This is a genomic window from Nocardiopsis sp. N85 (genome assembly GCF_028882275.1).
GTDB classification, from domain to species: Bacteria; Actinomycetota; Actinomycetes; order Streptosporangiales; family Streptosporangiaceae; genus Nocardiopsis; species Nocardiopsis lambiniae.
The window spans coordinates 65,563-91,643 of record NZ_JARBUT010000025.1 but is presented as its reverse complement, the minus strand read 5'-3'; the positions used below and the strand labels follow the sequence as shown (position 1 = coordinate 91,643).

The 26,081-nt window shown below is 70.8% G+C and carries 25 protein-coding genes; 5 read left to right on the top strand and 20 right to left on the bottom strand.

Annotation, left to right across the window (positions count from 1 at the left end):
* Nucleotides 1-441: 441 nt before the first annotated feature.
* The 6 genes from rdgB to PWG71_RS25890 form a co-directional block, all read right to left on the bottom strand.
* A complete protein-coding gene (rdgB, locus tag PWG71_RS25915) occupies nt 442-1,047 on the bottom strand; it encodes an RdgB/HAM1 family non-canonical purine NTP pyrophosphatase (protein ID WP_274812638.1) in 606 nt (201 codons plus the stop codon).
* A gap of 50 nt (nt 1,048-1,097) precedes the next feature.
* Complete coding sequence (gene rph, locus PWG71_RS25910) at nt 1,098-1,817, bottom strand: ribonuclease PH (RefSeq protein ID WP_274812631.1); 720 nt, start codon at nt 1,815-1,817, stop codon at nt 1,098-1,100.
* A 129-nt stretch (nt 1,818-1,946) separates the two neighbouring features.
* Nucleotides 1,947-2,699 (bottom strand): MBL fold metallo-hydrolase, encoded by a 753-nt coding sequence (locus tag PWG71_RS25905; protein ID WP_274812630.1) that lies wholly within the window; start codon nt 2,697-2,699, stop codon nt 1,947-1,949.
* Nucleotides 2,700-3,111: 412 nt separating this feature from the next.
* Nucleotides 3,112-4,059, bottom strand: coding sequence for a PLP-dependent cysteine synthase family protein (locus tag PWG71_RS25900; RefSeq protein WP_274812629.1), 948 nt, complete (start codon nt 4,057-4,059; stop codon nt 3,112-3,114).
* Nucleotides 4,060-4,068: 9 nt separating this feature from the next.
* Nucleotides 4,069-4,347 (bottom strand): MoaD family protein, encoded by a 279-nt coding sequence (locus tag PWG71_RS25895; protein WP_274812628.1) that lies wholly within the window; start codon nt 4,345-4,347, stop codon nt 4,069-4,071.
* A 98-nt stretch (nt 4,348-4,445) separates the two neighbouring features.
* Complete coding sequence (locus tag PWG71_RS25890) at nt 4,446-4,868, bottom strand: M67 family metallopeptidase (protein WP_274812627.1); 423 nt, start codon at nt 4,866-4,868, stop codon at nt 4,446-4,448.
* Between the two features lie 142 nt (nt 4,869-5,010).
* On the opposite strand from PWG71_RS25890, the gene PWG71_RS25885 reads away from it, so the two are divergent.
* Together PWG71_RS25885 and PWG71_RS25880 are read left to right on the top strand one after the other, a co-directional pair.
* On the top strand, nt 5,011-6,312 hold the full coding sequence (locus PWG71_RS25885; RefSeq protein ID WP_274812626.1) for a nicotinate phosphoribosyltransferase: 1,302 nt from the start codon (nt 5,011-5,013) through the stop codon (nt 6,310-6,312).
* A gap of 53 nt (nt 6,313-6,365) precedes the next feature.
* Entirely contained in the window at nt 6,366-6,938 is a 573-nt protein-coding gene (locus tag PWG71_RS25880; protein ID WP_274812625.1) for an isochorismatase family protein, read from the top strand.
* A 124-nt stretch (nt 6,939-7,062) separates the two neighbouring features.
* Here the strand turns inward: PWG71_RS25880 and PWG71_RS25875 are convergent, their stop codons facing one another.
* Nucleotides 7,063-8,079, bottom strand: coding sequence for a tryptophan--tRNA ligase (locus PWG71_RS25875; RefSeq protein ID WP_274812624.1), 1,017 nt, complete (start codon nt 8,077-8,079; stop codon nt 7,063-7,065).
* Nucleotides 8,080-8,234: 155 nt separating this feature from the next.
* Here PWG71_RS25875 and PWG71_RS25870 point away from each other — a divergent pair, with 155 nt between their 5' ends.
* On the top strand, nt 8,235-8,417 hold the full coding sequence (locus PWG71_RS25870; RefSeq protein WP_274812623.1) for a hypothetical protein: 183 nt from the start codon (nt 8,235-8,237) through the stop codon (nt 8,415-8,417).
* 311 nt (nt 8,418-8,728) lie between these two features.
* Here PWG71_RS25870 and PWG71_RS25865 read toward each other — a convergent pair whose 3' ends face one another.
* The 7 genes from PWG71_RS25865 to PWG71_RS25835 all read right to left on the bottom strand — a co-directional run bounded on the left by PWG71_RS25865 (nt 8,729) and on the right by PWG71_RS25835 (nt 15,888).
* On the bottom strand, nt 8,729-9,661 hold the full coding sequence (locus PWG71_RS25865; protein ID WP_446725103.1) for a zinc metalloprotease: 933 nt from the start codon (nt 9,659-9,661) through the stop codon (nt 8,729-8,731).
* A gap of 157 nt (nt 9,662-9,818) precedes the next feature.
* Nucleotides 9,819-11,543 carry a DEAD/DEAH box helicase gene (locus PWG71_RS25860; protein WP_274812621.1) on the bottom strand — a complete coding sequence of 575 codons (1,725 nt, stop codon included), beginning with the start codon at nt 11,541-11,543 and terminating at the stop codon, nt 9,819-9,821.
* Between the two features lie 150 nt (nt 11,544-11,693).
* On the bottom strand, nt 11,694-11,948 hold the full coding sequence (locus PWG71_RS25855) for a hypothetical protein (protein WP_274812620.1): 255 nt from the start codon (nt 11,946-11,948) through the stop codon (nt 11,694-11,696).
* Between the two features lie 10 nt (nt 11,949-11,958).
* The gene (locus PWG71_RS25850) at nt 11,959-12,642 is read right to left on the bottom strand and encodes a class E sortase (protein WP_274812637.1); all 684 of its coding nucleotides are present in this window, start codon (nt 12,640-12,642) and stop codon (nt 11,959-11,961) included.
* Nucleotides 12,643-12,809: 167 nt separating this feature from the next.
* Entirely contained in the window at nt 12,810-13,685 is an 876-nt protein-coding gene (locus PWG71_RS25845) for a heme ABC transporter ATP-binding protein (RefSeq protein WP_274812619.1), read from the bottom strand.
* Nucleotides 13,682-14,785, bottom strand: a complete 1,104-nt coding sequence (locus PWG71_RS25840) for a FecCD family ABC transporter permease (protein ID WP_446725102.1) — start codon at nt 14,783-14,785, stop codon at nt 13,682-13,684. Before PWG71_RS25840 ends, PWG71_RS25845 begins: the two co-directional genes overlap by 4 nt.
* Nucleotides 14,782-15,888 carry a heme/hemin ABC transporter substrate-binding protein gene (locus PWG71_RS25835; protein ID WP_274812618.1) on the bottom strand — a complete coding sequence of 369 codons (1,107 nt, stop codon included), beginning with the start codon at nt 15,886-15,888 and terminating at the stop codon, nt 14,782-14,784. The genes PWG71_RS25840 and PWG71_RS25835 overlap by 4 nt, the downstream gene beginning before the upstream one ends.
* Nucleotides 15,889-16,133: 245 nt before the next feature.
* Here PWG71_RS25835 and PWG71_RS25830 point away from each other — a divergent pair, with 245 nt between their 5' ends.
* Nucleotides 16,134-17,561: a cell wall protein gene (locus PWG71_RS25830; RefSeq protein WP_274812617.1), complete on the top strand. Its 1,428-nt coding sequence runs from the start codon at nt 16,134-16,136 to the stop codon at nt 17,559-17,561.
* Nucleotides 17,562-17,695: 134 nt separating this feature from the next.
* Nucleotides 17,696-19,582 carry an HtaA domain-containing protein gene (locus tag PWG71_RS25825; protein ID WP_274812616.1) on the top strand — a complete coding sequence of 629 codons (1,887 nt, stop codon included), beginning with the start codon at nt 17,696-17,698 and terminating at the stop codon, nt 19,580-19,582.
* Nucleotides 19,583-19,706: 124 nt separating this feature from the next.
* Here PWG71_RS25825 and PWG71_RS25820 read toward each other — a convergent pair whose 3' ends face one another.
* From PWG71_RS25820 to PWG71_RS25795, 6 genes are all read right to left on the bottom strand, one after another.
* Nucleotides 19,707-19,949, bottom strand: coding sequence for a DUF3039 domain-containing protein (locus PWG71_RS25820; RefSeq protein ID WP_274812614.1), 243 nt, complete (start codon nt 19,947-19,949; stop codon nt 19,707-19,709).
* 59 nt (nt 19,950-20,008) lie between these two features.
* The gene (locus tag PWG71_RS25815; RefSeq protein ID WP_274812613.1) at nt 20,009-20,587 is read right to left on the bottom strand and encodes a YqgE/AlgH family protein; all 579 of its coding nucleotides are present in this window, start codon (nt 20,585-20,587) and stop codon (nt 20,009-20,011) included.
* A gap of 64 nt (nt 20,588-20,651) precedes the next feature.
* Nucleotides 20,652-22,064 (bottom strand): NAD-dependent malic enzyme, encoded by a 1,413-nt coding sequence (locus PWG71_RS25810; protein ID WP_274812612.1) that lies wholly within the window; start codon nt 22,062-22,064, stop codon nt 20,652-20,654.
* 279 nt (nt 22,065-22,343) lie between these two features.
* A complete protein-coding gene (locus tag PWG71_RS25805) occupies nt 22,344-23,069 on the bottom strand; it encodes a cytidylate kinase-like family protein (RefSeq protein ID WP_274812611.1) in 726 nt (241 codons plus the stop codon).
* 207 nt (nt 23,070-23,276) lie between these two features.
* Nucleotides 23,277-24,233, bottom strand: coding sequence for a tetratricopeptide repeat protein (locus PWG71_RS25800; RefSeq protein ID WP_274812610.1), 957 nt, complete (start codon nt 24,231-24,233; stop codon nt 23,277-23,279).
* Nucleotides 24,234-24,309: 76 nt separating this feature from the next.
* On the bottom strand, nt 24,310-26,037 hold the full coding sequence (locus PWG71_RS25795) for an acyl-CoA mutase large subunit family protein (protein WP_274812609.1): 1,728 nt from the start codon (nt 26,035-26,037) through the stop codon (nt 24,310-24,312).
* Between the last annotated feature and the right edge of the window lie 44 nt (nt 26,038-26,081).

The following is a 26,081-nucleotide window of genomic DNA, read 5'->3' as shown; positions in this document are numbered from 1 at the left end:
GAGAGTATGGCGCTTGTTCACGGTCCGGTTCCGAGCACTCCCAGAAGGGGTCTCGCCGTCCCGCAGCGACTCGTTCGAGTGTAGGCAACAGCTTCTGCGACGTCAAATCACCCGCTTGGCAGGGCGGAAAACCCCTGTTCACAGGCGATGCCGCGTTGTGGATCCGATCCCCCACACCGGGGACCGTGGTTCTTCGCGGCCGTTTCGTCGGATGTGGCTTCGTCCTCCCCGCTTCCCGAGGCCGCAAACCACTTTGAACCGAACTTCTTGGCACGGATCCGCTCCACCGCAGGTCGGGGAGGGTGTTCTCGATGTCCGGGGAGTCTCCTCGATACCCCGCCCACGACGAGGGCGACCCCATGGGGTCGCCCTCGTCGTCACGGGTCGCCGTGGCCCCGGGAAGCTCGGGCCCCGGGACCCTCGGCCCGGGGCTCCGGTCCCTCAGATCATCGCGGCGATCTCCGCCGCCAGTCTCCGGAAGGCGATCCCCCGATGACTGATGGCGTTCTTCTCCTCCGGGGACAGCTCCGCCGTCGTGCGGGACTCCCCCTCCGGGACGAACACGGGGTCGTAGCCGAACCCGTTCTCCCCCCGGGGTTCCCGGAGCACCCGGCCGCGCATCTCCCCCTCCGAGACCACCTCGGTGCCGTCGGGCAGGACCAGGGCGGCAGCGCACACGAAGGCACCGCCACGCCGTTCGGGCGGGGTGTCCGCCAGCTGGTCCAGGACCAACTCCAGGTTGGCGCGGTCCTGGTCTCCCCCGCCGAGGCGGCCCGCCCAGCGGGCGGAGAGCACACCCGGCATCCCGCGGAGTTCGTCGAGGCTCAACCCCGAGTCGTCGGCCACCGCCGGCAGGCCGGTGTGGGCGGCGATCGCCCGCGCCTTGAGGAGCGCGTTGCCGACGAACGACGGCTCGGTCTCGGGGACCTCGGGGGCGTCCGGGAAGGCGTCGAGCGCCAGGACCTCGGCGGTGACGCCCGCCTCGGCGAGAATGGCCCGCAGTTCCGGGACCTTCTTGGCGTTGCGGGTGGCGAGGACGATCTTCACGGTTCCCCCTTCTCCGGTCACGCCGCCGATCCGGATGTCCTTGGATACGGTCACTCCGCCAAAGCCTTCTTCTGGATGGCGGTCAACTCCTCACAGCCGCCGACGGCCATGTCGAGCAGCTTGTCGAGCAGTTCCCGGTCGAACGGGACGCCCTCGGCGGTGCCCTGTACCTCGATGAACCTGCCGTCACCGGTGACCACGACGTTCATGTCGGTGTCGGCGACGGAGTCCTCCAGGTAATTGAGGTCCAGCCGGGGCTGGCCCTGGACGACACCGACGCTCACGGCCGCGAGCGAGCCGGTGAGCGGGTTGTTCTTGAGCTTGCGCCGCTTGCGCAGCCACTTCGTGGCGTCGGCGAGCGCCACGTAGGCGCCGGTGATGGCGGCGGTACGGGTCCCCCCGTCTGCTTGGAGCACGTCGCAGTCGAGGGTGATGGTGTGCTCCCCCATCGCCTTGAAGTCGACGACCGCGCGCAGGGAGCGGCCGATCAGGCGGGAGATCTCGTGGGTGCGTCCGCCGATCTTGCCGCGCACCGACTCCCGGGTGCCCCGGGTGTCGGTGGCTCGGGGCAGCATCGCGTACTCGGCGGTGACCCACCCTTCGCCGGTGCCTCGGCGCCAGCGCGGGACACCGTCCTCGACGGTGGCGGCGCACAGCACGCGGGTGTCCCCGAACTCGATGAGCGCGGAGCCTTCCGCCTGGCGGAGCCAATTGCGGGTGATCGTCACGGGGCGGAGTTGTGTCGGAACTCGTCCGTCAGGTCGGGCCATGGACAAGAGCGTATACGTGCGCGGTCGTCACGGGGGGCGGGAGCGGGGAAGCCGCACGCGGATGGGACGCCCACCACGCCCTGGTCACTCGCACGCCCCCACCCGCGTTCCCTCCGCCGTACGCGCTCCTCAGCGCCCGATGGTGTGCGTCCGGCCGCTGCGGGCCAGATCGATGGGACCCGCGTAGGTGGACCGGGCCTCGGCGAGGGTGATCTCGTCGTCGTTCCACGGCACCAGGTGGGTGAGCAAGAGGCTGCGCGCTCGGGCACGGTCGGCGTGATCGCCGGCCTCGCTGCCGGTCAGGTGCATGTCCTTGGGGTGTTCGAGGTGATCCTGGAAGGCGGCCTCGCACAGGAACAGGTCGGTGTCGGCGGCCAGCTCCACGAGGGAGTCGCAGGCGCCGGTGTCCCCGGAGTAGACCATGCTCGATCCGTCGTGCTCCAGCCGGATGCCGAAGGCCTCCACCGGGTGGTTGACGTGGTCGACACGGGCGGAGAACGGTCCGATCCCGAAGGAACCGGGGGTGAGCTCGTGGAAGTCGAAGACCTCGGTCATGCCCGGGTCGGGCTCCAGGCCGTAGGCCTCGGCGACGCGGTGGGCGACGCCGCCGGGTCCGTAGACGGGGATCCTCGGTTTGACGCCTTCGGGATGGAACATGCGGGCGACCCAGTACGAGCACAGGTCGAAGCAGTGGTCGGCGTGCAGGTGGCTCAGGTAGACCGCGTCGACGGAGTAGATGTCGATGTGCCGTTGCAGGGCGCCGAGCGAGCCGTTGCCCATGTCGAGCAGCAGACGGAAGCCGTCGGCCTCGACCAGGTAACAGGAGGCCGGGCTGTCCGGGCCCGGGAAGCTCCCGGAGGAGCCGATAATCGTGAGTCGCACGTCGTCATCGCCTTCTCGATGGGCCGCGCGGCTCCGTGGCACTCCCTCGACCGTGTGCTCGGAGTACGGATGGCGGCTGGTTCAGCGGTTGTCCCGTTGTTACGGGTCTACCCCAATGCCCGCCCGGGTGGTACAAAATGTGTCCTGCATCTCACGCGACCTCTATCACGTGTGAATTTTTCACACCGAATGACACGTTCCGACTGATTCGTTCCCGCCGTATTACGACCCCGCTACCGGAGCGGTGGGGGACGGTGCGTCACTCACCCGGACCATGAGGCTCACACGCCTCTCACGTCCCTTCCGTCCCCGCGGCGCGGGGTGCCGACACGACGGAGGGCGGCGCCCCGTGGACACCGCCCTCGAACGCGTCTCCGACACCGGAGCCCGCCACCGGGTCCGGGGACGGCCGTCAGGCCCAGAGTTGACCGTCGAGGCGTTCCTCGGCCTCCTCCAGGGTGCCCTCGTAGGCCCCCGTGGAGAGGTACTTCCACCCGGCGTCGGCGATGATGAACGCTATGTCGGCGCGTTCCCCCGCCTTCTCCGCCTTGCGCGCCATGCCCAGCGCGGCGTGCAGGGCACCGCCGGTGGAGACCCCGGCGAAGATGCCCTCCTTGTCCAGGAGTTCCCGGGTCCGCTTGAGCGCGGCGTCGGAGGGGACGGAGAACCGTGTGGTGAGCACCGACTCGTCGTAGAGCTCGGGAACGAACCCCTCGTCGAGGTTGCGCAGGCCGTACACCAGCTCGCCGTACCGCGGTTCGGCGGCGACGATCCGTACGTCCGGCTTGTGCTCGCGCAGGTAGCGCCCCACGCCCATCAGCGTTCCGGTGGTGCCCAGGCCGGCGACGAAGTGGGTGATCTCCGGCAGGTCGGCGAGGATCTCGGGCCCGGTCGTCTCGTAGTGGGCCCGGGCGTTGGCCGGGTTCCCGTACTGGTAGAGCATCACCCAGTCGGGGTTGGCGACCGCCATCTCCTTGGCGACCCGGACCGCCTCATTGGAGCCACCGGCCGCTTCGGAGAAGTGGACCTCCGCTCCCCACATGGCGAGGAGCTGCTTGCGCTCGGCGGAGGTGTTCTCCGGCATGACGCAGACCATGCGGTAACCGCGCAGTTTGGCGACCATGGCCAGGGAGATCCCGGTGTTCCCCGACGTCGGCTCCAGGATGGTGCAGCCGGGGGAGAGCAGTCCGTCCTTCTCCGCCTGTTCGATCATGAAGAAGGCGGTGCGGTCCTTGATGGACCCGGTCGGGTTGCGATCCTCCAGCTTCGCCCACAACCGGACCCGCGGCGAGGGCGAGAGCCGGGGCAGGCCGACGAGGGGCGTGCCGCCGAGGGAGTCGAGCAGGGAGTCGTAACGCATGGGACGGGCCTAGCGGCTTCCGCCGGCCACGGCCGGGAGGACCGTGACGTTGTCGCCGTCGGAGAGCTTCGCGTCCAGGCCGCCGACGAACCGCACGTCCTCGTCGTTGAGGTACACGTTGATGAAGCGGCGCAGCTTGCCGCCGTCCACCAGCCGCTCGGCGATGCCCGGGTAACGGGCGTCCAGGTCGGCGAACAGTTCACCGAGGGTGTCGCCGTTGCCCTCGACGACCTTGGCGTCGCCGGTCAGGTTGCGCAGGATGGTGGGGATGCGGACCTCGATGGCCATAGGTGTGTCTTCCCGTGAGCGTGGTTGATGTGCGTACATTCCCAACAGGGGACCTCCCGCGACCATTCCGCGGGCCCCGCCGGGCCGGTGGCCGGACCCTACCGTCGGGTCTCGGCGTCGACGATCTCGACCGTTTCCTCGGTGATCTCGCCGTCCAGGATGCGGTAGGAGCGGAACTCCGCGCTCTCGGGGTCCTTGGTGGACACGAGCACGTAGTGGGCGTTGGGCTCGGAGGCATAGGAGACGTCGGTGCGCGAGGGGTAGGCCTCGGTGGCCGTGTGGGAGTGGTAGATCACAACGGGTTCCTCGTCGCGGTCGTCCATCTCCCGCCAGACCTTCAGCTGTTCGAGGGAGTCGAACCGGTAGAAGGTCGGAGAGCGCTCGGCGTTGATCATCTCGACGAACCGCTCGGGGAGGTCGGAGCCCACCGGGCCGGCCACGATGCCACAGGCCTCGTCCGGGTGGTCACGGCGGGCGTGGGCGACGATCTGGTCGTAGATCGAGCGATCAATCCTCAGCATGCCCCCAGGGTATCGGAACAAATTTACCTACCAACCGAATGGGTATTGTTAGTGTCGCCCGAGGTCACCGCGGAAGCGGCCCGGGGCGGCGAGGGGCAGGTCGGCGGCCGACCGTGAACCGCCACGGAATAGGCTCGTGCCCATGAACGAGCATGGCGGCAGTGCGCTGCTGACCGACCACTACGAACTGACGATGGTGCAGGCCGCCCTGCACAGCGGCGCGGCCGCACGGCCTTCGGTGTTCGAGATGTTCGCCCGGCGTCTGCCCGAGGGCCGCCGGTACGGCGTCGTGGGCGGGACCGGGCGGTTCTTGGACCTGTTGGAGCGGTTCCGGTTCCGCACCGAGGACCTGGACTTCCTCTCCGACAACGGCGTCGTGGACGAGACGACCCTGCGGTGGCTCTCGGAGTACCGCTTCTCCGGGAACGTGTGGGGCTACGGCGAGGGGGAGGCCTACTTCCCCGGGTCCCCGATCCTGGTGGTGGAGGGCACGTTCGCCGAGTCGGTGCTCCTGGAGACCCTCGCGCTGTCGGTGTTCAACCACGACAGCGCGATCGCCTCCGCGGCGAGCCGGATGGTCGTGGCCTCCGGCGGACGGCCCCTCATCGAGATGGGGTCGCGCCGCACGCACGAGGGCGCCGCGGTGGCGGCGGCCCGAGCCGCGTACATGGCCGGGTTCGCGACCTCCTCGAACCTGGAGGCCGGGCGCTCGTACGGGGTGCCCACCGGCGGCACCGCGGCGCACGCCTTCACGCTGCTGCACGACAGCGAACGGCACGCCTTCACTTCGCAGCTGGACTCCCTGGGCAAGGGGACGACGCTGCTCGTCGACACCTACGACGTGGAGCGGGCCGTGCGCACCGCCGTCGACCTGGCCGGGCCGGAACTGGGCGCGGTGCGCATCGACTCCGGCGACCTGGCCGCGACCGCGACCCGGGTGCGCGCGCAGTTGGACTCGCTGGGCGCCTCCGACACCCGGATCGTGGTGACCGGCGACCTCGACGAACTCTCCATCCAGGCGCTGGCCGTCGCCCCGGTGGACGGCTACGGGGTGGGTACGTCCCTGGTGACGGGCTCGGGCGCACCGACGGTGTCGCTGGTGTACAAGCTGGTGGCGCGGGCGCGCGACCTGGCGGCGGGGACGCCTTTGGAACCGGTGGCCAAGCGTTCGGTGGGCAAGCCCAGCCGGGGAGGTCGCAAGTGGGCGATGCGCCGCCTCGACGACAAGGGGATCGCGATCGCCGAAGAGGTCTTCCCGCACGTGCCGGAGGCGGCGGTGAACGTGCGTCCGCTGCTGCGTCCGTTGGTGGCCGACGGCGAGGTGATCGGGCGCGAGAGCGTGCACGAGGCCCGGGAGCGGCACCGCGCGGTGGTGGCCGAGCTGCCCGAGCAGGCGCTGCGGATGTCGCGGGGCGAGGCCGCCCTGCCGACGGTGTTCCACTGACCGGGGTCCTTTCCGAGGACGTACCGCGAAGACGCGGAGAAAGGGGTGCCGACATGACCAGGGCGCTCATCGTGGTGGACGTGCAGAACGATTTCTGTGAGGGCGGGAGTCTGGCGGTGACCGGCGGGGCCGCGACGGCGGCCGCGGTGACCGAGCACACCCGGGTGGGCGGGTACGACCACGTGGTGGCCACCCGCGACTACCACATCGACCCGGGCGGGCACTTCTCGGAGGAGCCCGACTTCGTGGACAGCTGGCCGCGCCACTGCGAGGTGGGCACGCCGGGTGTGGAGTTCCACCCGGGTTTCGACGCCTCGCTGGCCGAGGAGGTCTTCAGCAAGGGCCGGTACACGGCGGCCTACAGCGGTTTCGAGGGGACCGCCGAGGACGGAGAGACGACGCTGGCCGCGTGGTTGCGCGAGCGGGGCGTGGACGAGGTGGACGTGGTGGGCATCGCCACCGACCACTGTGTGCGGGCGACCGCGCTGGACGCCGTGTCGGAGGGACTGCGCACACGGGTGCTGCTCGACCTGACGGCGGGTGTGGCGCGGCCGACCGTGGACGCGGCGTTGGCGCGGCTGGCCGAGGCGGGTGTGACCCTGGAGGGCGAGCCGAAGGTCGGCTGACCCCGGCCCCGCGCCGGGGCGGGTCGGTCGGCTCCGGGTTCGCCGCACGCGCTCGGAGGACGCCGGCGACGGTCCTCCGGGGACACGCGAAGGGGCGGCGGGAGGATCCCGCCGCCCCGGTGGATCAGGCGACGCCGATGGCGGCGCGGACGCGGTCCAGGACCTCACGGGCGCGCTTTCGGGCGCGGTCCGAGCCGGCTTCGAGGATGTCCTCGATCTCCTTCGGGTTCGCCATGAGCTCCTCGTAGCGCTCGCGCTTGGGGCCGAGTTCGGTGTTGACCGCCTCGAACAGCTCGTTCTTGAGCTCTCCCCAGCCCATGCCGCCCTGCTCCAGACGCTTGCGGACGTCGGCGACCTTGTCGGCGTCGGCGAAGTGGGTGAGGAGCTGGAAGGGCACCGAGGTGTCGGGGTCCTTGGGGTCCTCCACCGGGGTGGAGTCGGTGGGGATGCGGCGGATCGCCTTCTTGAGCTTGTTCTCCGCCAGGAAGAGCGGGATGTGGTTGTCGTAGGACTTGCTCATCTTGCGGCCGTCGACACCGGGGAGGATGCTCGCCTCGCTGTCGTCGATGACGCCCTTGGGCAGGGGGAAGGAGTACCCCTGCTCCCCCTCGCCGTAGCGGTTGTTGAAGTATCCGGCGATGTCGGCGGTGTACTCGATGTGCTGGGACTGGTCCCGGCCCACGGGGACGTGGGTGGACTCCATGATGAGGATGTCCGCGGCCATGAGGATGGGGTAGTTGAACAGCCCCATGTTGACCCCGGCGTCCAGGTCGGTGATCCCGGCCTCGTTGTTGCGGTCGCGGGCGGCCTTGTAGGCGTGCGCGCGGTTCATGAGGCCCTTGGGGGTGAGGGCGGTGAGGATCGTGGTGAGCTCGAAGGTCTCGGGGATCTTGGACTGCTGGTAGATGACCGTCTTGTCGGGGTCCAGTCCGCACGCCAGCCAGGTGGCAGCCCCGGACCGGATGCTGTGACGGAGTTCATCCGCGTCCTTGACGGTGTTGAGCGCGTGATAGTCCGCCACGAAGTAATAGGTGCCGTAGAGGTCCGCGGCCGTGAGCGCGGGTTTGATCGCGCCGATGTAGTTGCCCAGGTGGAAATCACCGGTGGGCTTGATCCCGGTCAGGTAGGTGTTGGCTGCCATGCCCTAAGCCTAAGGCGGGATTTCATGCCCCCCACCACTCGCCATCGGGTGCCGGGAAAAGGCGTACCGGGGGTACGGCTTCCACGGATACCACCACCAAGGTCGGAGCTCCGCGCGATCGCGTCGGTGGACGCGCCGAACGGGAGTACACCACCGTGGTCCCGGCGATCGAACGCGCCTCGGACGAGGCCGGGGAACCGGGGTTCTGGAGGGAGGTACGTCGCCCTGAGGAGGATCCGTCCACCGACGAGAGGCGGGCGCACCCGGCGGACCGGACGCGCGCCGACGAGCCGGCCGGCCCCGAGGGCGACGCGTGGACGGCGGAGGACGCCCGGTGAGGCGCGGCGAGGTCCGCATGGCCGACCCGGGCGAGCACTGTGCCGGCCGGTCCTCATCGTCAGCGCCCGGCCGTGGCCCGACTCGAACCCACCCGTGGTCATGGTGGTGCCGTTGACACGTGAGCGTCGGGAGAGCCCGACGCGCGTGGAGGTCGAGCCGGGCCCTTCCGGTCGAAGGAAATCGGCCATGCGAGGCGCGAGGATCTCCACACCGGAGAGCCGCTCCGTCCGGAACGGCTCTCCGGTGTGGTCGAGGACACCGCGCTGTTCCGGATGGGTCCGCTCCCGCGCAGGCTGCTCGCGCTGAGCGGTCACGGGTTCCGGGGCGAGCGGAAGGCCGTCCAGTGTTCGGCCATGCGACGGGCCTGGCCCTGGGTGAAGTGGGTCATGCAGTCGTCGTCGCTGTAGTCCATGAAGTTGGCGATGGGATCGAGGCCACGGCGGTGGGGACAGGAGTCGCGTCCCTTCGGGCAACCCGCGGCGGCCTCGCGCTCGTAGGGGGTGTCGTGGACGTAGTCGCCCGGGGTGAGGCAGCCGTTCTGGAAGGTGTGGAACAGGCCGAGCCAGTGACCGACCTCGTGGGTGCCGGTGTGTCCCAGGTCGAAGCGTTCGCGGTCACCGCCGGGAAGCGTGTCGTGGGCGATGACGACGCCGTCCCTCTCGGGCGCCGCGGCGTAGTCCTGCGGGAAGCTGGAGTAGCCGAGCAGGCCGGAGCCGAGGTCGGCGGTGTAGATGTTGAGCGTCTCGGGGCCGCCCCGGCGCAACCGGGCGCGGATCGCATCCCGGTGCCCGGAGAAGTCGGAGAACCAGGCGTCGTCCTCGGTGCGGGTCACCTCGGCGAGGGTGAAGCGGAAACCGGTGTCGGCGCCGACCTCGTCGTATCCGCCGGAGTAGGCGGTGTTGAGGACGTCGATCTGGGCGTCGACCCGGGCGTCGCTCACGTGGCCGCGACCGTCGGTGGCCGAGATGACGTGAACGACGACCGGGACGGTGTTGGGCGGCGGGGCGATCTCGTGGGAGCGCAGGGACCGCAGGGCGGCGCGCAGTTCCCCGTGGTAGCGGGCGGCCTGTTCCGGGGTGAGCTCCCCGCTGTCGGGGACGGCACCGGCACCCGGGTCGGCGAGGCGGGCCACGGTGCCCGGCGGACATTCGGGTTCCGCGACGGCGGCCGTCCGTTCGGGTCCGCTCCCGGTGGGGTCGGGCAGGGTGCTCGCGACCGCTCCGGTCAGGGCGAGCCCGCACATCACCAGTCCGGTCCAGAGCGCGGTCGTCGTGCCGCGTGCGTTTCGTCCAATCACTTCACGGACTGTAATGAAATGAACACGTATCGTCCGAGCGCCCGTGCGCGAACTTGCGAAGTGTTTGCCCGGATCCGTGCGGTTCCACGACGGCCGGGGACCGTCAGCGGCCGCCGATGGCCCACGAACGGAGTTTGGTGATGCGTTCGCGGATCTGGTCGGGGGTGGCCTGGGCGACCGGCGGCCCGCCGCAGGCGCGGCGCAGTTCGTTGTGGATCACGCCGTGCGGTTTGCCCGTGCGGTGGTGCCAGGCACCGACCAGTCCGCTGAGCTCGCGGCGCAGCTCGGCCAGGACCTCATGGGTGGGCCCCTCCTCCTGGGCGGGCTCCTCCTTCTTGCGGGCGCGGATCTCCCCGGCCTTGATGTCGTCCTTGCGCTTGCGCAGGAGCTGGGCGACCTGTTGGGGTTCGAGCAGGCCGGGCAGGCCGAGGAAGTCCTCCTCCTCGCTGGAGCCGGGGACGCCGCCGTACTCGTGACCGTCGTAGAGGGCGCGGTCGAACTCGGCCGACGCCTCCATGGTCTCGAAGGGGAGCTCCTCCCCCGCGTCCGGTGTGTCGCGCTTCTTGCGCGCCTCGTTGAGGAGGTCGTCCTCGGGGTACTCGTCGTCCTCGGCGGGGGTCCGGTCCAGGACGTGGTCGCGTTCGCGCTCCATCTCCCCGGCGAACTCCAGCAGGTTGGGCACCGAGGGCAGGAACACCGAGGCGACCTCGCCGCGTTGGCGCACGCGCACGAACCGGCCGATGGCCTGGGCGAAGAACAGGGCGGTACTGGTCGAGGTGGCGTAGACGCCGACCATCAGCCGGGGCACGTCCACGCCCTCGGACACCATGCGCACCGCGACCATCCACCGGTCGTCGCCGGCGGCGAACCGGCTGATCTTCTTGGACGCGGTGGGATCGTCGGAGAGCACCACCGTGGCGCTCTTGCCGGTGATCTGGCGGATGATCCGCGAGTAGGCGCGGGCGTTCTCGTGGTCGCTGGCGATGACCAGTCCGCCCGCGTCCGTGTGGGTCTTGCGGACCTCGGTCAGGCGGCGGTCGGCGGCCTGGAGGACCCGTTTGATCCAGTCGCCCTTGGGGTCCAGGGCGGCCCGCCACGCCTGGGAGAGGGCGTCCTGGGTGAGGGGTTCGCCCAGGCGGGCGGCGAGTTCGTCGCCGGCGCGGGTCCGCCAGCGCATCTCACCGGAGTACGCCATGAAGATGACGGGGCGCACGACGCCGTCGGCCAGCGCCGGGCCGTACCCGTAGCTGTAATCCCACGAGCAGCGCCGCACCCCCGCGGCGTCCTGGACGTAGTCCACGAACGGGATGGGGTTGATGTCGGAGCGGAACGGCGTTCCGGTCAGGGAGAGCCGCCGGGTCGCCGGTTCGAAGGACTCCCGTGCGGCGTCACCCCAGGACAGGGCGTCGCCGGCGTGGTGGACCTCGTCGAAGATGACGAGGGTCTTGCGGGCCTCGGTGCGGTTGCGGTGCAGCGCGGGGTGGGCGGCGACCTGCGCGTAGGTGACGGCGGCGCCGAGGTACTGCCGGCCCAGCGCGCCCTGACCGTTGCGGAACTCGGGGTCGATGGGGATGTTGAACCGCGCGGCGGCCTCGGCCCACTGCTTCTTGAGGTGCTCGGTGGGGCAGACGATCGTGATGGAGCGCACGATGTGCCGTTGCAGGAGTTCGCTCGCCAGGGTGAGCGCGAACGTGGTCTTTCCGGCACCCGGTGTGGCGACCGCCAGGAAGTCCCTCGGTTGCCGGCGGCAGTACTCGTCGAACGCCTCCCGCTGCCAGGCCCGGAGTCCGACGAGGCGGTCCTCGGTCGTGGTCTGCGTCACCGTCATGCGATTCGTCCCCCGATACTCACCTGGTCGAGATTAGCGGCCCGACCCGACCGAACAGTGTCGGTGGCCAGTGGTGCCGCGCACACGCGCGCCCCGCGGGCCCGGCCCCTCGCCGGAAGTGCCCACGGGGCGCGGGTCGCGCGCGAGACGTCACTCGGTGGTCTCGGTCTCCTCCGGCGCGTCGGAGGTGACGGGAGCCTCACCCGAGTCGGTGGCCCCTTCGGCCCCGGCTCCCCCACCGGCCCCGCCGACATCGATGGCTCCGTCGTTGAACGGCATGTACGGGGAGATCGCCGGGAACGCGAAGAACCACAGGAGGGCGGCGGTGCCGGCCAGGAGGCCGAGCGCCATGATGAACTTGGAGATCCAGGGTCCGGGCAGGATGCGCCAGATCAGGCCGTACATTCGGGGTTCCTCACTCGCTCTCGTCGGCGTCGGGGGCCATGTGCGCGATGGACTCGGGCATGCCCTCCGACTTGGGCGTGGTCTCGACGAGTTCGCCCCACACGATGAGGCGGTGCGTGTTGTCCAACTTGGGCGCGCAGGTGGTGAGGGTGATGATGGCCCTCTCCGGGTCGGTCTCGCCCGCGCCCTCGACGTCGTCGAACGGGTCGGGTTCGATCACCCACACGTCGGTGGGCAGGACCGTCTCCTCCGAGAACACCTCGTAGGTGTAGAAGTTCTCGGCGTCCTCCAGCACCAGGACGTCACCGTTGTCCAGCAGGTCGATGTCCCAGAACAGGCCCGGGGTGCGGTGCGCGGCGACGGCGTAGTTCCCGGCCTCACCGGGGCTGCTCGGGTACTCGGTGTAGTGGCCGGGGCTGTAGAGGATGTCCTGCTGGGTGGTGCCGCTGACGACGATCCAGTCCAGGTCGAGGGAGGGGATGTACAGCCGGCTGTCGGCGCTGCCGGGCAGCGGTTCGGAGTCGGGTCCGCTCTCCTCCGTGGCGGCCCAGACCTCCTCCAGCCCTTGGGCGAGTTCCTGTTGTTCGCGGTCGGTCTCCCACTGGGAGCCGTACACCTCGTATCCGGCGTAGAACAGCATGAGCAGACCGGCGGTCAACAGGATCTCGCCGACGAAGCGGACGAAACCGCGCACCACGTCCCCGGGTGTGGTGCGGCGGCCGCGCTGGGGGGGTTTGCGGCGCCGGCCGCCGGAGGCGCGCCTGCGCCCTTCCCCGGTCCCGGGGTCATCCTGTGGCTGTCGTTCCGTTGTGGACACCAATACGACCTACTCCTGTGGACGCTCGCGTGTGCTCCGTGGACCTACCGGAGGGGCACGACCAGCGGGATCCCGGTTCTCGGGTGCGGCAGGACCTCGACCTCGTGACGGTAGACGTCGCTGAGCAGCGGTGCGGTGAACACATCACCGGGGGGACCCTGCGCGGCGACCCGTCCCTGGGAGAGTATCGCCACACGGTGGGCGTAGGCCGCCGCAAGCCCCAAATCGTGCAGGACCACGATAACCGCACCGCCGCTCCGCGCGAGTGTACGCGCGATGGTCAACACGAGTTCCTGGTGGTGGATGTCGAGGGCCGCGGTGGGCTCGTCGAGCATGAGCAGCTGGGTGTCCTGGGCCAGGACGCGGGCGAACATCACCCGGGCGCGTTCGCCGCCGGACAGGGTCGGGAAGCGACGGTCGGCCAGGTGGGAGACACCGGTCCCGGCCATGGCGGCGGCGACGATCCGGTCGTCCTCGGCGGGATCGCCGACACCGGCCCAGGGGGCGCGGCCCATCGCGACGAGTTCGGCGACGGAGAAGGGGAAGCCGACGACCGCCTCCTGGGGCAGGACGGCGCGTCGCAGGGCGAGTTCGGGCGGACTCCACGAGGTGGGTTCCCGATCGAAGAGCCGCACGCTCCCGCCGTCGGCGCCGTCACGGGCGGAGGCGGTGAGGTCTCCGGACACGGCGGAGAGCAGGGTGGACTTGCCCGCGCCGTTGGGTCCGACCAGGGCCAGCAGTTCGCCGGCGCGGACGGTGAGGTCGACCCCGTCCAGGAGGACCCGACCGCCCCTGCGCACGGTGACCCCCTCGGCTCGCACGACGGGTTCCCCGGCCGGGACGGGCACGGGGCGCAGGGGCGGTCGGGACAGGGGGGCGAGGGCCGCACGGGCCCTTCGCCGGAGCGTGTTCGAGATCACGACCAGCCTCCCTGCTTCGCGCGGGTCCGGTAGAGGAGGTAGAAGAAGAACGGACCGCCGAGCGCGGCGGTGACCACGCCCAGGGGGATCTCGGCCGGGGCGGCGGCGGTGCGGGCCAGCAGATCGGCGGCGAGCAGGAGCAGGCCGCCTCCCAGGGCGCTGGCGGGCAGCAGGACGCGGTGGCCGGGTCCGGTGACCATCCGGATGATGTGCGGCACGACCAGGCCGATGAACGACACGATCCCGGCGAAGGCCACGGCGGCCGAGGTGAGCAGGGCCAGTGCCGCGATGAGGACCAGGCGCATGCGCTCGACGTCCACTCCCAGGTGGCGGGCGGGGCCCTCGCCGAGGGAGAGCAGGTCCAGGCGGCGCGCGTAGATCGGGATGACGGTCAGGCCGGCGAGGAGACAGGGCACGATCACGGCGACCTTGGACCAGGTGGCGGTGGCGACGCTGCCCAGCTGCCAGAACGTGATGGTCTGGATCTCGGCGTCCTGGGAGAAGTTGGTCATCAGGCCGATGGCGGCACCGGCGATCGCGTTGACGGCGATGCCGGTGAGCAGCAGGGTGACCACCTCGGTGCGACCGCGCGAGCGCGCGAACACGTACACGAACAGCGTGGTGGCCAGGCCGAACACGAACGCGGACGCGATGATCGTCCAGTGCCCCAGGACGGTGAGCCCGGTGAAGATGACGACGATGGCGCCGACGGCCGCCCCCGAGGAGACACCGATGACACCGGGTTCGGCCAGGGGGTTGCCGAAGATGCCCTGCATCATGGCGCCGGCGACGCCCAGGGCGGCGCCGACCGTGATCGCGAGGATCACACGGGGCAGGCGCACGTCCCACAGGACGGTGGAGGCGACCCGGTCGGGCAGGGGGCCCACCCCCCGGATGCCGATGGCGTCCAGGAGGGAGGCGGCGACCTGGCCGGGTGGGATGTGGTAGGCCCCGACTCCGGCGGCGACCACGGAGACCACGGCCAGGGCGAGGGTCGTACCCGTGAGCAGGAACACGGCGCGCAGGCGGCACCGGGCGTCACCGGTGCCGGGGACGGTCGGCGCGGGTGCTTCGACCGGGGGCGTCCCGACGGCGGTCACGACGCCTCCGGTCCGCCGAGTCCGGCGAGTTCGTCGGCGAGCGCGGCGATGACCTGCGGGGTGCGGGGGCCGAAGTTGAGCAGCACCCCGTCCTCGAAGTCGACGACGGCCCGGTTCCGCCCGGCGGGGGTCTGGGCGACACCGGGGATCTCGACGAGGCCGTCGACGCCGCCGACCGACTCCAGCCCCTTGGTCATGACGAGCAGCACGTCGGGGCGGGCTGCGATGAGCGCTTCGGCGGTGATCGGGGTGAAGGGCGTGGTCAGGCCCATCTCGACACCGGCGTCGCGGGCGCCGATCTCGGCCAGTAGGGCGTCGGCCCCCGAGCCGGGACCGCCGATGAGGTAGACGCCCGCGGTGCCGCGCAGGTAGAGGAAGGCGACGAGGGGTTCGTCGACGGCGTCGGCGGAGCCTTCGCGCACGTCGGTCATCTGGACGCGTGTGCGTTCGACCAGTGCGGCACCGGCGTCGGGGACGCCCAGTGCCCGGGCGACCCGTTCGAAGCGCGGATACATCTCGTCGAAGGACCAGGCCTCCTCGATGATGACGACCGGGATGCCGGAGCGCTGGATCTGCTCGATCGCCTCGGGCGGCCCGGTCTGGGTGTCGGCGAGGATCACCGTGGGTTCGAGGGCCAGGACGCTCTCGGCGGAGACCTCGTGTCCGCTGGTGACGACGGGCAGGTCGGCGGCCTCGTCGAAGGTCGCGGCGACGTCGCGACCGACGACGCCGTCGCCCAGCCCCAGGGTGAAGACGATCTCGGCCAGGCTCCCCGTGAGGGGCAGGATCCTCGAAGTGTCGGTGACCTCGACCCGTTCGTATTCGAGGGGGTCGGAGGCGGTGCGGTAGGGGTCCAGGACGACGGAGTCGACGGTCACCGGGAGTCGCCGCTCGAAGGTCTCCTCCAGTACCTGGAGCCGGTTCTCGGCCAAGTCGGGGATGTCACCGGTACCGGCGGCCGAGGCGCTCTCCGCGGGCGTCCCCGTCCCTCCCGAGCAGCCGGTGAGGCCGAGCGCGAGGGCGCAGAGGGCGGCGAGTGCGCGGCCACCGCGCCGGGGGCCGCGGCGTGCGCGTGAGTGGGGCCGAGGGTCGGCGTGGGGCATGGGGATCGCTTTCGGTCGGTCCGGTACCGGAGTGCGGATGTCGTCGGGGGAGGACGCCATCGCCTTTTATATGACACCTCGTCACCATCTTGACAACCCCGATGGTTCGGTGTTCAACTGTTCCGGCACGGATCCGGGTTAGGTAAGCCTCACTTAGCAAAGGTAAGCGTAACCTAAATTCGAATCCGCACACCACGCGGGTCACCCTCTTCACGAACGGGCCCGCGTCGACCCGAAGGCCTCTGATGCAAGCAGCGGTTTCCCCCCGCCCGGTCACCGGGCGGCACCGGGGCGGGCCCTTCCCTCCCCTGGCCGTCGTAGCGGCCGCGGTGATGATCTCCACCGCGCCGCCCGCCACGGCGAACGCAGAACCGGTCGCCTCGAACGAGGAGACCGGACACCCCCGGATCACCACCGTCAACCGGACCGAGGGGCTGGACCCCGAGGGTGACACCGTCACCGTCTCCGGGGTCGGTCACACCCCCGGTTCCGCCATCGAGATCGCGACCCGGGCCGTCCCGGCCGAGGTGGTCGACGACGAGACGGCCGAGGACGAGGCCGTGACCGACGCCGACAACGCGGTGACGGTCGAGGTCGGCGTGCGCGGCACGTTCAGCGTCATCTTCGTCACCGGTGCGGGCTTCGCCGCCGAGGCGGGCCTGGACGCGGCCGAGGACGCCTTCGAGATCCGCCTCGTGGAGGTCGCGGCGGCCGAGGACGTCGAGAGCGTCGAGGACGTCGTCACCGGTACCTGGGGCGTTGACGTCCCCGCCGAGGAGGACGCCGACGAGGACGCCGACGAGGACGTCAACGAGGACGTCGCGGAACTCGTCGAGTCCCCCGGCGCCGGGATGAGCGCCCCCGTCGTGGTCCCGACGGCACCCGTCGCCACCGCCGTCGTGGGCAGCGTTCCGGTCGGCTTCGCCGTACCCGTGGCCGCCCCGGAGTCGCGCCCGCGGACCACCCCCCAGACCCAGGCCGCGGCCCCGCAGGCGCCCGTGCCCCGGACTCCGGGAGACCCGAAGATCACCGTGTCCAAGACGACGGGGCTGAATCCGAACGGTGAGACCGTCACCGTCACGGGTACCGGCTACGACACCTCCAAGGGCATCTACGTCGCGCTGTGCGACACCGCGAACGCGAGCGCCACGCAGGCCCCGTCACCGTGCATCGGCGGCGTGGACATGGACGGCTCGGGCGGCTCCTCCGCCTGGATCTCCAGCAACCCGCCGCCCTACGGCGAGGGCCTGGCCGTCGCCTATACCGGCTCGGGCACCGACGGCGGCTTCAGCGTTCAGATCACGGTGAAGGCCGACGACGGCACCACCGACTGCGACGACTCCGGTGTGAAGTGCGCCGTGGTCACCCGCAACGACCACACCCGGTCCAGTGACCGCGGCCAGGACCACTTCGTTCCGGTGGGCTTCGGCGACGGGTCCGGGTCGGGAGACTCCGGCTCCGGCTCCGGCAACGACGGTGCAGGCGGCTCGGGCGGCGGTGGTTCCGGTGGCTCGGGCTCGGGCCCCACTCCCACCCTGCCCCGTACCGGCATCGATCTGACCGTCCTGGTCCTGGCCGCCGCCGTGGCGACCGCGACCGGCGCCTTCGCCCTCCTGGCCACGCGGCGCCGCCGCACCGCCCCGGAGGACGCCGCCGGGAACGCCGCAGCCTGATCCACGAACCCCCCACTCTCCATGGCGGGCCGGTGCCCTCACCGGCGGCGGCCCGCGGGCTCCATCCGCCGACCCGGTCCCGGATCACCGGGAACGGTCACCGTTCTCCTCTCGATGATCGGAATCGACGAACCATGGCCCTGACGATCACCCGTGGCTCCGCCACGACCCGCCGCGCGTTCCGCGCCCTCACCTCGACCGCCGCCGCGACCGCCCTGGGCGCGGCCCTCATCGTGGGCTCCGCTTCCGCCGCCTCCGCCGAGGAGGCGCCGGTCTCCGGCGGCTCCGCCGTCTGGGGCGTCAAGGAGTCCTTCCGCACCTACGTCGGCAGCCCGATCGCGCACGGCGGCTACGAGGCCGGCGACGGCGCGACCAGGCTCTCCAACGGCCTCATCGACTTCCCCACCGCCGGCGGCGCGGTCTCCAAGGAGGACGCCTCCGGTGACGTGAGCTTCGCCGGCAGCGTGGTCTTCACCGGTCACGACTACGGCCAGGGCCCCGTGCTGGAGATCCGGGTGACCGACCCGCGCGTGGTGTTCGAGGACGACACCGCCACGGTGTACGCCGACGTCACCAGCCGCGAGTTCCACGGCGCGAACCCGACCCTGCCCCCGGGCGACCTGATCGGGTACGGCGAGGTCGCCGTCACCGAACTGACCGGCGTCGAGGTCGACGTCGACGGCGAGGACCTGGTCTTCACCTCCAGCGCCGGCACCCTGCACGCCGACGCGGTCGAACCGTTCGCCGGCTTCTACGCCGCGGGCAGCCCCATGGACCCGCTGTCCTTCACCGCGGGCATCGACGAGGTCGGCGGGAACCCCGACCCGGTGCACGACCCCCGGGTCACGGTCACCCCGACCGCCGATCTGGACCCCGAGGGCGACGTCGTCACCGTCACGGGCACCGGCTTCCGGCCCGGCGCGGGCGTCTACGTCGCGCTGACCGCGATTCCGCAGGCCGCCGACTCCCACCCGGCCCACTGGCACGGCTCGGGGGTGTGGCTGCGCGACGCCACCGCCCCGGACGCCCAGGGCGCGTTCAGCACCCCGCTCGACGTCGTGGGCGCCTTCGCCAAGGGCGGCACCGACTACGACTGCGTCGAGACCCGGTGTTACGTCGCGGTCTTCAACGACCGCAACGACCTGGCCAACCGGGATCAGGACGTGTGGACCCCGATCTCCTTCGCGACCGAGGAGGAGCCCACCGAGGAGCCCACCGAGGAACCGACCGAGGAGCCCGCCGACCCGACCGACCCCGAGGGTCCGCTGACCGTCCGGAACGGCCGCGCCGACTGGGGCGTCAAGGAGTCCTTCCGCGACTACATCGTGGGCGGCATCGCCAAGGGCGAGATCACCGCGAAGGACGGCGCCACCCGTAACGAGGACGGTACCTTCGCCTTCACCAACGGCTCGGGCCAGGTGGACCTGACCGAGGCCACCGCCGAGATCGACTTCGAGGGCACGGTCCTGTTCGAGGGTCACGTCCACGGCGACGCCGACCCGCTGCTCCACATGACCGTCAAGGACCCGCGCGTGGTCATCGACGGCGGCGAGGGCACCCTCTACGCCGACGTCGTCAGCAAGTCCCTGTCCAACGCCGAGCTGGTCGCCTACGAGGACGTCGCGTTCGCCGACCTCGACCTGTCCGGTGTGCAGTACGACCTGACCGGCGGGATCCTGAGCTGGGAGCCGATCCCCGCCACCCTGAGCGCCGAGGGCGTGCCCGCCTTCGCGGACTTCTACGCCCAGGGTGAGCGGCTCGACCCGATCACCCTGACCGTCAGCGTCGACGAGGACGTCGAGGTCCCCGGCGGCGGCGACGGTGGCGGCGACGGTGGTACCGGTGGGGGCGACGGTGGCGGTGACGGAGGTACCGATCCCGGTCTGCCCAACACCGGTGCCGCCCTGGCCGGTCTGATCGCGGCCGCCGCGGTGGCCGTCGGCGCCGGTGGCGTGGCCGTGGCCGCGTCCCGCCGCCGCACGACCGCTACCGATGAGAACGGCGGGGACGCCGAGGTCTAGTCACCCCGGCGGGGGTTCCCGTTCCCGAGCGGCCCCGCACGGCCCGAAGCGGGGCGGAGTTCCGGAGAGAACACACGAGGGCCCCGGTGCGCGACGCGCACCGGGGCCCTCGGACGGCCGCGGGTCAGGCCATCATCTCCTCGTAGATCTTCTTGCACTCGGGGCAGACCGGGAACTTCTTCGGGTCCCGGTTGGGTACCCACACCTTGCCGCACAAGGCGATCACCGGGTTGCCGGTGACGGCGCTCTCCGTGATCTTGTCCTTCTGGACGTAGTGGGAGAACCGCTCGCGGTCCCCACCATCGTGCGAAGTGTCCGGCTTGGTATCGCTGTCCGGCAGGACCTTGTTGAGGACGTCCATCGACATCGTTCTCACCTTTCGAAGTCTGCGTTCCACGGTATAGGGTGCCGCGGCCCGGCCCCGACTCAGTTCATGGTGGGGTCGTCCGGGTAGGTCGACAACAGCGACAGGTCGCCGCCCTGGCGGCGCAGCACCCGCGACCACAGTCCCCGGGGGTCGGTGGTGAACACGTCGGCCGCGACCGCGTCCACCACGTACCAGGCCCCGTCGGCGATCTCCTCCGCCAACTGACCGACGCTCCACCCGGCGTACCCGGCGAACACGCGGAAACCGCCCAGGGCGGTGCCCGGGATCGGCGCGGGACCTTCGAGGTCGACCACCCCGATCCCCGTCAACGCCGAGGCGGGGGCCGACACCTCCAGGGGCGACCAGCCGGGCGGCGGCCCGTCGGGGCCGGCCGCGCCGAGCGCGATGCCCGAACCGACACCGACCGGACCACCGGAGAACATGACGGCAGGTTCGCTGGCCAGGGCGCCCCAGTCGACCACCACGTCGGTCACGGGAAGGCCGAGAGGGCGGTTGAGGATCACCCCGAGAGTGCCGTCGGCGGTGTCGTCCACGACGAACACCACCGAACGGCGGAACGAGTCCTCCTGCAACAGCGGGGCGGCCACCAGCAGCCGCCCGGTCATCGGCTGGTCCATGCCTGAGCACATACCCCGGAACAGGCCCGGAACCCGTGTCCCGGCCGTCCGGGGACGTCGTCGGTCAACCGAGGTCGCGGCGGCCCTTCTGGTCGCGCTGGGCGACCTCGCGGACCGCGGTGGCCACGTGCGCCGAAAGGTCGGCGTGGAACACGCTCGGGATGATGTAGTTGGGGCCCAGCTCGTCCTCCGTGACGACGTCGGCGAGGGCCTCGGCGGCGGCGACCATCATGTCGGAGGTGACGTGGTGGCTCTGCGCGTCGAGCAGGCCGCGGAAGAACCCGGGGAAGACCAGCACGTTGTTGATCTGGTTGGGGTGGTCGCTGCGGCCGGTGGCGACGACGGAGGCGTGCAGACGGGCGACGTCCGGGTCGATCTCGGGGTCGGGGTTGGCCAGCGCGAAGATGATCGCGTCGTCGTTCATCTCGGCGACGTCCTCGCCGGCCAGCAGGTTGGGGGCGGAGACGCCGATGAACACGTCGGATCCGGCGACGGCGCCCTTGAGGTCGCCGGTGTAGCCGTCCCGGTTGGTGTGCTCGGCGATCCACCGGAGGTTGGGGTCCGGCTCCTCACGGCCGGCGTGCACGGCGCCCTGGATGTCGCAGACGATGACGTCGCGGGCCCCCGCGTGCATGAGCAGCTTGAGGATGGCGGTGCCGGCCGCGCCCGCGCCCGACATGGTGATGCGGACCTGGTCGAGTTTCTTGCCGACCACGCGCAGTGCGTTGCGCAGGGCCGCCAGGACGACGATGGCGGTGCCGTGCTGGTCGTCGTGGAAGACGGGGATGTCGAGGAGTTCGCGCAGGCGGGCCTCGACCTCGAAACAGCGGGGCGCGGAGATGTCCTCCAGGTTGATGCCGCCGAACCCGGGGGCGATCACCTGGACGGTGCGGACGATCTCGTCGACGTCCTGGGTGTCCAGGGCGATGGGCCAGGCGTCGATGTCGGCGAAGCGTTTGAAGAGGGCCGCCTTGCCCTCCATGACGGGCATGGCGGCCTCGGGGCCGATGTTGCCCAGGCCCAGGACCGCGGAGCCGTCGGTGACGACGGCGACGCTGTTGCGCTTGATGGTGAGGCGGCGTGCGTCGTCCTTGTTGGCGGCGATGGCCTGGGAGACGCGGGCGACGCCGGGGGTGTAGGCCATGGAGAGTTCGTCGCGGTTGCGCAGCGGCACCTTGGACTTCATCTCGATCTTGCCGCCCAGGTGCATCAGGAAGGTGCGGTCGCTGACCTTGTGCACGATGACGCCGTCGATGGCGCCCAGGGCGTCGACGATGGCCTGGGCGTGCTCGGTGTCGCGAGCGGCGCAGGTGACGTCGATACGGATGCGCTCGTGTCCGGCGGCGGCCACGTCCAGCGCCGTGATCATGCCTCCCACCTGCTCGACCGCGGTGGTGAGGCTGCCCACGGCCGTGCTTCCCGCGTCCAGTTCGAGGCGGACGGTGATGGAGTACGAAACGCTGGGAAGGGTGGCCACGTATTGCTCCTCGGGTGTTGCCTGTGCTTCTGCGTCCGGACGTGCGGACGCCCCCGGGCGCGACGTCGTCGGTGCGCGGCGGGGCATCGGATGTGCGGTGTCCCCATGGTGGCACCGCGGCGGATCTCGGCTCGCGGCCGGGGGGGCGTCGCGACAGAGTCGCCTCACCCTACCCGAGTCAAGCCACTGGAGTCAGTACAAGGCGACAATTATCGCTTCGGTGAAAAACCGATGAATTTCCCACCGGATCCGGAGTGGCATCACGATAACGCCGGAGCGTCAGGAGCTCTTCCCGGCGGCCCGGTCCCGGGCCGCCCGGACGATGATGTCGGTGCACGCCTCCAGGGAGAGCAGGGTGCTGTCGAGCATGACGTGGTAGTGACGCGGGGCGGCCGCGTCGGTGCGGTAGAAGCGCCGGACGTAGGCGGCGCGGGCCCGGTCGTTGTCGTCGCGGGCGCGGGCCGTGGGCGGGCCGGCCGTGGACCCGCCGCCCTCGGTGGAGCCCCCGGCCTCCCACAGTTCCCGGGCCAGGAGCAACCGCGCCTCGCGGTCCCCGTCCAGACGCACGTGCAGAGCGGTGGGGTGGTCGGCCAGGACGATCGCACCGGCCCGCCCCAGGACGACACCGCCCGTGTGGGCGACCTCACCGATGACCAGTTCGGTCTGCTCCACGAACTCGTGGTCGTAGAGCAACCGGCCCTCGTCGTTGACCGTGCCCACGAAGGCGGTGTCGACGCTGCCCAGGGTGACCGTGGGGAGGCGGACGGCACCGGCGAGCAGCCGTTCGAGGCCGCCGGGCGCCCGGTCGTCACGTTGCAGCGCCTCGTCGAGGGAACATCCGATCCGACCGGCGACGGCGCCGGGCACGGCCCGGTCGAGGAAGGCGACGGCGAGGGCGGCGGCGACCGCCGGGCCCACGACACCGCCGCCCGCGCCGTAGGTCGCCGAGATCGTGACGACGGGTCCGCGCATCGCTTTGCGCGGAGGGGGCGCCTCACTGGTCATGGGACACCTGCCGGGGAGATGGACGGGCCGTGGCGCCCGTTCCTTGGACCGGTTGTACCCACCGCCGGCTCCCCTATCCGCCCGCGCCGAAGAACACGGAAGAACAGGCAGTTTTACCGCTTTGTCCTATTACCGATGGGTAGGAAGTGTCGGATCCGGAATGGGACATCCCCCACTCCGGATCCCTTCCCACCCGTTCTCCGACCTCTAGAACAGTGCCGAGGTGAGCCGGCGCCGGGCGGAGGTCACCCGCGGGTCGCCCGGGGGCAGCAGGTCGAACAGCTCCAACAGGTGGGCGCGCACCTTGTTCCGGTCGTCGTCGCGGGTCCGCTTGACGGTGGCGATGAGCCGCTCGAAGGCGTCCTCGAACTTGCCGCCGTACATGTCCAGGTCGGCGACCGTGAGCTGGGCGTCCACGTTGTCCGGGGTGTCGGCGGCGGCCTGGCGGGCGGTGTTCATGTCCACCGTGCGCAGTCGTCGGACCAGGCGGACCTGGGCCAGCTTGCTCCTGGACTCGGTGTCCTTGGGGTCGGCCTCCACCGCCTTGGCGTAGACCGCCTCGGCCGCGTCGAAGTCGCCCCGCTCCAAGGACTCCTGTGCCTCCGCGTCGATCGGGCGGACGTCGGCGGCGGCCTGCTCCCCGACGGGCTCGACCGGCTCCGGGCCGTCCTCGCCGAACAGGGTGCCGGGGTGGTCGGGGGGAAGGGCGCCCTGTTCCTTGAGCGCGGCGAAGGCCTCGACCAGCCAGCCGGTGAGCTGGTCCTCGGGCACGGGACCCGCCGGGCCGGGCAGGAGCTGACCCTGCACGACCACGATGATCATCGGGGCGGTGGGCACCCGCAACGCCTGCACGAGCTGTGGGCTGGCCTCACCGTCGACCTTGGCGAGGAACCAGTTGCCGCCGGAGGCCGCGGAGAGCTTGTCCAGGGTGTTCTCCACCTGCTCGGACTGCTCGGACCAGCCGGTCAGCACGGCCAGGACGACCGGAACGGCCATGGACCGCTCCAGGACCTGGGCCTGGAAGTTCGTCTCGTCGACGTTGACGGCGTAAGGGTTGGATCGACCCGACGACTCCGCGGCGCGCTGTTTGGCCTCGCGTTCCATGGCCGCCTTGCGCGCACCGAGGTCGACGGCACTGTTCGGGGAAAAGTCCGAAGGCTGCATGTGTCCATCCTGCCGTATACGCGGTGAGGACGCGGACCGAGTGCCGGCCCGCGTCCTCACCGCGTGGGACGCGGACTCAGAACCGCGGCGCCTCGGTGTAGGTCCCGAACTCCTCGCCCATGGTGGCGCAGATCTCGCCGAGGGTGGCCTCGACACGGGCGGCGTCCATGATGAGCGGCACGAGGTTCCCTCCCGACCGGACCCCTTCGAGCAGCGCGGCCAGCGTCCGCTCCACCGCGGCGCCGTCGCGGGCCTCTCGGCGTTCGGCGAGCACCCGTCGCTGTTCGCGCTCCACCTCGTGACCGATGCGCAGGATGTCGAGTTCGCCGGAGACGGTGGCGGTGTGCCGGTTGACGCCGACGATCCGCTTCTCGCCCTTCTCCAGCGCCTGCTGGTACTGGAAGGCGGACTCGGCGATCTCCGAGCCGAAGTAGCCGTTCTCGATGCCGGCGAGGATGCCCGAGGTCATCGGGCCGATCGCGTGCTCGACGTCGTCGCCGCCGCCCATGTGCCGGATGTGCGCGAAGATCCGCTCGGCCTCGGCCTCGATCTCGTCGGTGAGCGACTCGACGTACCAGGAGCCGCCGAGCGGGTCGGCGACGTTGATGACGCCGGTCTCCTCCATGATCACCTGCTGTGTGCGCAGGGCGATCTCGGCGGCCTGCTCGGTGGGCAGTGCCAACGTCTCGTCGAGGGCGTTGGTGTGCAGCGAGTTGGTGCCGCCCAGGACCGCCGAGAGCGCCTCGACCGCGGTGCGCACGACGTTGTTGTAGGGCTGCTGGGCGGTGAGGGAGACCCCGGCGGTCTGCGTGTGGAAGCGCAGCCACTGGGCCTTCTCCGTCTCGGCCCCGTAGACGTCGCGCATCCACCGGGCCCAGATCCGGCGGGCGGCGCGGAACTTGGCGATCTCCTCGAAGAAGTCGATGTGGGCGTCGAAGAAGAACGACAGGCCGGGGGCGAACGTGTCGACGTCCATCCCCCGGGACAACCCCAGCTCCACGTAGCCGAACCCGTCCGCGAGGGTGTAGGCCAGCTCCTGTGCGGCCGTGGCCCCGGCCTCGCGGATGTGGTAACCCGACACCGACAGGGGCTTGTAGGCGGGGATGTTCTCCGCGCAGTACTCCATGAGGTCGCCGATGAGCCGCAACTGGGGCTCGGGCGGGTACAGCCACTCCTTCTGGGCGATGTACTCCTTGAAGATGTCGGTCTGGAGCGTGCCGTTGAGGATCCCGATGTCCGCACCCTGGCGCTCGGCGGCCACCAGGTACATGCAGAAGGCGGGCACGGCCGGGCCGCTGATGGTCATGGACGTGGTGACCTCGCCCAGGGGGATCCCCTCGAAGAGCAGGTCCATGTCGGCGACCGAGTCGATGGCCACGCCGCAGTGTCCGACCTCGCCCAGCGCGTGGGGGGAGTCGGAGTCGTGTCCCATGAGGGTGGGCATGTCGAAGGCGACCGAGAGCCCGCCGCCCCCGGAGGCGAGGATCATCTTGTAGCGCTCGTTGGTCTGGCGTGCGTTGCCGAACCCGGCGAACTGGCGGATGGTCCAGGCCCGGCCGCGGTAGCCGGTGGGGTACAGCCCGCGGGTGAAGGGGAATTCGCCGGGCCAGCCGATGCGCTCGAAGCCGGGGACCTCCGAGCCGGGCGGTGGACCGTAGACCGGTTCCAGTCGTCGCCCGGACAGTGAGGTGAAGTCGGTGTCGCGCTTGCGCGCGGCGTCGTAGCGGCGCTGCCAGCGTTCGCGCCCGGCCTCGATCTCCTCGGCACCGCCGCCGTCGGTGGTGCCGTTCGTGGTGTTCGCCATACCTGGATAGTAGGACGTCCAACTAAATATGTACAGAACGGGGA